Consider the following 6,596-nt stretch of genomic DNA (forward strand, 5'->3'; position numbering starts at 1 on the left):
TTTTACTTATTTTATATGATAAATTTTTGAACTGTTTTTATTTTTTCTAAATTGAAATATCTAGGAATATTAATTAGTTACTCGATTTTTTATAAAGTTAGTCTTAAATCTCTATTTCGAAAGTAAATTTCATTGTTTCTATTAATATATCCATATAATGTGAATATTATCCAATGCTAGAAACATATAATTGAAATGAATAACCAAGTTAATATAATTATAATCGATGATAATTCTATTCTTCTCCGAGGATTAACAACTATTTTTAGGCATCATAAAAGATGTAATGTTGTTACATCATTACCTATGTTAGAACAAGCCATTTCATGTAATCGCCAACATCATGCAGATATTATTTTAGTTAATAATGATACCTGCCAATTTGAATCTCTTAAAACATTACAAACGCTAAAACGAACTCAACCTGAAACAAGGATCATTATTTATAATATTCGCCATTATAATGTGTTTTTAATGAAAGCGCTTGATGTTGGTATTTATGGAGCTTTAAGCTATAAAATCAGCATGGGTGAGTTAATTGAATCCATTCAGATAGTAAATGCCCATCGTAAAATTATTTCTCCCGATATTGCTCAACTTATTGCATTAAAACGCATTTGTCAGCATGAAAACTTGGATTTATATGAGCTGTTATCAACGAGAGAGTTAGAGATCATGTTGTTAATCACTCAAGGTGTCACAGTAAAAGACATTGCTCATCATCTGAAATTAAGTTCAAAAACGGTAAATACATACCGATATCGAATGTTTAGTAAACTTAATATCCGTAGTGATGTAGAATTAACTCATATAGCTATTAATAATGGGTTAATCTCAACAAAGCAGGATTTATTAGAGTGCCAGAACAGTTTGAGCCAAAAACTTTTTTAAAGACAGTAACCAATCAACCTGGTGTTTATCGAATGTATGATGCTGGGGGGACAGTTATTTATGTAGGTAAAGCAAAAGATTTAAAAAAACGCTTATCAAGCTACTTTCGTGCAAATGTAACTAGTCGAAAAACTGAACAATTAGTAAAAAATATAGCTTCTATTGATGTCACTGTGACACATACCGAAACTGAAGCTTTATTACTTGAGCACAATTACATTAAGCTATATCAGCCTCGTTACAATGTGCTCTTACGTGATGACAAATCTTACCCTTACATCTTTCTGAGCCACGAAAAACATCCTCGTCTTTCTAGCCATCGTGGTGCAAAACATGCGAAAGGTGAATATTTTGGCCCATTTCCTAACTCATATGCAGTAAGAGAAACATTGGCTTTAATGCAAAAATTATTTCCTATTCGTCAATGTGAAGATAGTGTCTATCGCAATCGCTCTAGGCCTTGTTTGCAATATCAGATTGGTCGTTGCTTAGGGCCTTGTGTTAAAGGCCTTGTATCTGATGAAGAGTATGAGCAACAAGTCAATTATGTTCGTCTATTTTTATCCGGAAAAGACCAACAAGTACTTACTGGATTGGTTGAACGAATGGAAAAAGCAAGTCAAGATTTGCGGTTTGAAGATGCGGCACGTTTTAGAGATCAAATTCAAGCCGTTCGCGCAGTGACAGAACAACAATTCGTTTCTGGAGATAGTGACGATCTTGATGTGATTGGTGTTGCATTTCAATCAGGCATGGCATGTATTCACGTTCTATTTATTCGTCAAGGTAAAGTGCTTGGTAGCCGAAGCTATTATCCAAAAATTCCATCGGGAACCTTACTTGAAGAAGTGGTACAAACTTTTCTTGGACAATTTTATTTGCAAGGGAGTGAGAGCCGCACATTACCGGGTGAAATTTTACTGGATTTTTCAGTTCCAGAAAAAACACTGCTAGCTGATTCCTTGTCTCATATTGCTGGTCGGAAAGTTCAAATTCAGACACAACCTCGTGGGGCAAGAGCGCGTTACTTAAAGTTAGCGCATACAAATGCAGTCACCGCGCTATCTACTAAGCTTGCCCAGCAATCAACCATTCATCAAAGAATATCTTCATTAGCAGAAATTACGGGGCTAGAATCAATTTCTCGTATGGAATGTTTTGATATTTCGCATACGATGGGGGAGCAAACTGTCGCATCTTGTGTTGTTTTTGATAAGGATGGCCCAGTTAAATCTGAATATAGGCGCTATAATATAAGTGGTATTACTCCTGGGGATGATTATGCCGCGATGCATCAAGTACTGACTCGGCGTTACGGAAAACATATTGATGAAAGTAAAGTACCCGATGTCATTTTTATTGATGGTGGAAAAGGCCAGCTTGGGCAAGCAATAGATGTTTTTAATTCTTTAGATGTTGATTGGGACAAAAATCAGCCATTATTAATTGGTGTGGCAAAAGGGAGTGACCGTAGAGCGGGGTTGGAAACATTATTTCTAAAACCAGAAGGTGAGGGATTTGCTCTACCGCCTGATTCGCCAGCATTACATGTTATTCAACATATTCGAGATGAATCACATAATCATGCAATTACTGGGCATCGACAGCGCAGAGCTAAGGTAAAAAGTACAAGCGCATTGGAGTCGATAGAAGGCGTTGGCCCGAAACGCAGGCAGATGTTGCTAAAATATATGGGAGGTTTGCAGCCATTGAAGAATGCAAGTATAGAAGAGATTGCAAAAGTGCCGTCGATCTCATACGCGTTAGCAGAAAAGATTTATAATGCATTGAAACAGTGAGTGTCTTAGGGCACCATATTCTTAATATCCATTTCGGTCAAAAAGTTACTGAGCATGATGAAATTAAATATACCTACTTGGTTGACACTATTTCGAGTTATTCTGATCCCGTTTTTTGTGCTGGCTTTTTATTTACCAGTAAGCTGGGGCCCGTTAGTTTGTGCATTGATTTTTATTGTCGCTGCTGTAACAGATTGGTTCGATGGATATTTAGCAAGGTTATGGAAGCAAACGACCAAGTTTGGTGCATTCCTTGATCCTGTAGCAGATAAAGTCATGGTTGCCACTGCGCTAGTACTCGTTACCGAGAGCTTTGATGTTTGGTATGTCACATTACCAGCTGCAACAATGATTGCTCGTGAAATTATTATTTCTTCTCTTCGAGAATGGATGGCAGAAATAGGTAAAAGAAGCAGTGTTGCTGTTTCATGGATAGGTAAATTCAAAACAACAGCACAGATGATCTCTTTAGTTGGGCTATTATGGCGTCCGACTCCTCTGATTGAAAACATTGCTATCGCATTATTATATGTTGCTGCAATCTTAACGTTCTGGTCAATGTATCAATATTTGAAGGCTGCATGGGCAGATTTGAGCGAAGCTTGATCGAAATGATTGAAAAACAAGCGAACGAACAAAATATTTAAATATTAGTGTTGACTCGAAAGGTGAAATCAGTAGAATGCAACGCATCGGACGGCAATGAGGTTTACGAAAAAAATAAGTAAATCAGCCAGTTTGAAAAGCGAAAGCTTAAAGCGGGAATAGCTCAGTTGGTAGAGCACGACCTTGCCAAGGTCGGGGTCGCGAGTTCGAGTCTCGTTTCCCGCTCCAATCTTCAGTAAAGAGATTGAGAAGAAGGCGCGTTAGCAAAGCGGTTATGCACCGGATTGCAAATCCGTGTAGCTCGGTTCGACTCCGGGACGCGCCTCCAAAGTTTAGCCCAGGTGGTGAAATCGGTAGACACAAGGGATTTAAAATCCCTCGGCTGTAAGGCTGTGCGGGTTCAAGTCCCGCCCTGGGCACCAAATAAAAACCGCGTTGAATAACAACGGGTTAGGGAAAGGAAAGAGCGACCTTTAAGGTAGCTTTTTTTGTGCTCTAAATCACACTTCATAATATTTTCAGAATATCCGTTCAGAATATAAAATTGAGGTTTGGAATTTATATTCATTATTTCTGATTACCTACGACAGGAACTATTTCCACTTTTCGATCATATCGAGCCGTTTGTCCAATATTTTTATGTCCTGATATTTTTTGTTTCTCTTGTAATGTACCATCGAGATCAGAGATCCCTTTAGCTTTTAAATTATGAAAAGTGAAATCAAAAGAAAGTTCTGGATGATTTAAGGCAGCTTGCTCTTTTGCTTTTCTCCAACGGCTATTAAATCCATCTCTAGTATAAGCACGGCCATTTTGTTGGTGGATAATAAATAAACTGGATACATCTTGGTCGAGTGGTAGGGAATTTGCCATCGTAATCACATTTCTCAAACGATCGGACCATCCTTTAATTTGGCTCTTACCAGTTTTTCCCTGCTTAATATAAATACCGGCATCCATAAGCTGATCTTTTTTCAAGGATAATACGTCTTGTTGACGAGCACAGCACAAATAAGCGAGTTCCATCGCTACTTGTATTAATAGTGGTGATGATTGATACAATGCATCATATTCTCTATCTGTGACATAGCGTTCTCTCGCTTTCTCTTTAAATTGCTTAACACCTTGGCAAGGATTTAGCTTTACCATTCCTCGTTCGTAACCCCAACGAAATACACGAGACATAAAAGTTTTCTCTCGATTGGCCCTGAGTACGACTTTTTAAACCTCTTTTATCCATATATTTACGCACATGCTCAGGCTTAATACTATTTGGATTCATTTTTCCAAATACAGGTAATACTTTATTTGAATATTTGTGATAGTCTTTTTGTGTTTCTCGTGATAATTCGATGAAATCGGCAGATTTTAAAAATTGCTCAACAAGTGAATTAAAGTTATCAGTATTTTTTTCATCGTTAATATACTTCTCATAATATGTCCAAACTTCAGCCACACTACTTTCTAGCGAACATAATCTTACTGTACCGCCATTTATAGGCTTAAATTCAAAGGCTGAGTGTCTCTATAAACTTGTTTTGGATAGCAATTATCTTTGGAGTTCGTTTTTTTACTTCTTGGTCTTTCTGATATTCGAGTCTTAGCATTGATCTTACCTCTGTTTTATACGGTCTGTAATCGCTAATTTTATTTTGGCTATTGCATCAGAATAAAGTGACGCCTGTGACGCGCGACGGCAGTACAGATGATGACGAAAACTACAGTTACGATGGTTTAGCCGACGTATCTTGAAGGTCAGCATCAGGAAAACTGGCGGCAGTATGCAGACGTAGCAAGTGATATATCTGCCGCTGGCTCTCCTCAGATCCGGCTGAGGTCTGGCGCCAGTACAACACGGAGAAAATAGGTGTCACGGCCATACACCGCTACAAGTTTAGTTGTACCTGATGCTGGCAATGTAAACAGGGTACCAAACAGGCGAAAAACCAATAACTGCCATACTGGTGGAGTCCGTGCTATCACACCAGCTGGATAACTTTGAGCTGACATTCATTCGACAATGTTACCAGCTGAAGGATATGGCGGAACAGTTTGTTCTGATTTTAGATAGTTTCATCATGGCTAAGAGGAATATTAACGCTGAATATGAATAATAAAATATGATATTTTTGCCAAAAAGGGAATAATAAAGAAATTACGTTAGCCACAATGAAGATCCCTTAACATAAGTTAATGGTTAAATGAAAAAAACAAAAGAGTTGTATTAATAAAAGCACGCTAATGAATGAAGTACATAACGTTATTTTATTTGTATTTGTATTTGTATTTACATTTCATATTGTTATGGATTAGGTCATGGTTATTTAAATTTTAATTAATTCTTTACTATTTTTAATCTCATACTGGAGGGAATGTTAAATTTAAAAGTCATCATGAAAATGTTCATCGGCAAAGAAAGCCTTGTTTTTTTATCTATTAATCGGTGTTTAGCTATATTTTTATTTAATTTAGGTTGGAAATTTAAATTTCAATGAAAAATGAAAACTTAGAAAATCTTTTTTAGATTATATAAATAAGCTGAATGCAGAGAAAAATAGAGTGCATAGAATTGTCGAGTTATTTAAATAGTCGGTTAAAAAAGGAAATATTACAAATTGTAATGTTATATATCGATAGTTATTTATTGATTTATTTGTTATATCTATATGAAATATATAAATAATATTGTTTTGGCAAGGAAACAAAATAATTTATTTCGTTGCCTTGTCTTGGACACTAATTTACTTGACCCATTTTATAAAATCAAATCAGGCAGAAGGGCGAAGCCGCAGAATTTACCCAAAAAAAAACGTAAATTATAAGTGTAAAATTCCACTCTATTTAGGAGTGATAAGGCCTGCAAGTCATTTTACAATAAAGATACTCCAATATGGATGGTTAATCATTCTAATAAAAATAATATCTACGTCTAAAATAAGAATTTTATTCTTTAATTAATAAATATTCATAATTATTAGTCTTGAAATGCAAAAACGCAACGAAATAAATTATTTTGTTGCGTTTTTAGAGTGAAAAATAAACTTAATCAGAGGTATTAATATGGCTGAATTTTGTTTAGAGAAACGCCCCGATTTAGAGATGAAAACTATCTTCACAAAAGCWGTTGGGCAAGAAATATATCGTATYCGTCGAAGCCAAGGGTTAACRGGTAAGGATTTRGCGCAAAAATTGAATGTTTCTCAGCAACAAGTTTCGCGTTATGAATGTGGCGTWTGCCAYATTACGATTGATAACTTGATTTTAATGCTCAGCGTATTAAATATTTCATTAGATACTTTT

Annotated in this window: 4 protein-coding genes, 3 tRNA genes and 2 pseudogenes; 8 read left to right on the forward strand and 1 reads right to left on the reverse strand. The window is 36.0% G+C overall.

All coding sequences use genetic code 11. From position 1 onward, the window contains the following. Positions 1 to 195: 195 nt before the first annotated feature. From OO7_RS07795 to OO7_RS07820, 6 genes are all read left to right on the forward strand, one after another. Entirely contained in the window at positions 196 to 891 is a 696-nt protein-coding gene (locus tag OO7_RS07795) for a LuxR C-terminal-related transcriptional regulator (protein ID WP_043892677.1), read from the forward strand. Then, on the forward strand, positions 858 to 2,690 hold the full coding sequence (uvrC, locus tag OO7_RS07800; RefSeq protein ID WP_008915409.1) for an excinuclease ABC subunit UvrC: 1,833 nt from the start codon (positions 858 to 860) through the stop codon (positions 2,688 to 2,690). The genes OO7_RS07795 and uvrC overlap by 34 nt, the downstream gene beginning before the upstream one ends. A gap of 57 nt (positions 2,691 to 2,747) precedes the next feature. Beyond that, on the forward strand, positions 2,748 to 3,296 hold the full coding sequence (gene pgsA, locus OO7_RS07805; protein ID WP_008915410.1) for a CDP-diacylglycerol--glycerol-3-phosphate 3-phosphatidyltransferase: 549 nt from the start codon (positions 2,748 to 2,750) through the stop codon (positions 3,294 to 3,296). A 152-nt stretch (positions 3,297 to 3,448) separates the two neighbouring features. After that, positions 3,449 to 3,524 (forward strand) — tRNA-Gly (locus OO7_RS07810). Between the two features lie 26 nt (positions 3,525 to 3,550). After that, positions 3,551 to 3,624, forward strand: a tRNA-Cys gene (locus OO7_RS07815). Between the two features lie 7 nt (positions 3,625 to 3,631). Next, a tRNA-Leu gene (locus OO7_RS07820) sits at positions 3,632 to 3,718 on the forward strand. A gap of 145 nt (positions 3,719 to 3,863) precedes the next feature. On the opposite strand, the pseudogene OO7_RS07825 reads toward OO7_RS07820, so the two are convergent. After that, positions 3,864 to 4,889, reverse strand: a pseudogene (locus tag OO7_RS07825) (tyrosine-type recombinase/integrase). Positions 4,890 to 5,176: 287 nt separating this feature from the next. Between OO7_RS07825 and OO7_RS17140 the strand changes: the two are divergent. Then, positions 5,177 to 5,350, forward strand: a pseudogene (locus OO7_RS17140) (ExeA family protein); the annotation flags it as partial. 1,006 nt (positions 5,351 to 6,356) lie between these two features. Next, positions 6,357 to 6,596: helix-turn-helix domain-containing protein (locus OO7_RS07835; RefSeq protein ID WP_008915412.1), on the forward strand; the 240-nt coding region annotated here is incomplete at its 3' end.

Source organism: Providencia sneebia DSM 19967, from assembly GCF_000314895.2.
In the GTDB taxonomy this organism is placed as follows: Bacteria; Pseudomonadota; Gammaproteobacteria; order Enterobacterales; family Enterobacteriaceae; genus Providencia; species Providencia sneebia.

Coding starts and splice junctions, on each gene's coding strand:
- pgsA (WP_008915410.1), top strand. CDS start 2,748: ATGAAATTAAATATACCTACTTGGTTGACACTATTTCGAGTTATTCTG.
- OO7_RS07795 (WP_043892677.1), top strand. CDS start 196: ATGAATAACCAAGTTAATATAATTATAATCGATGATAATTCTATTCTT.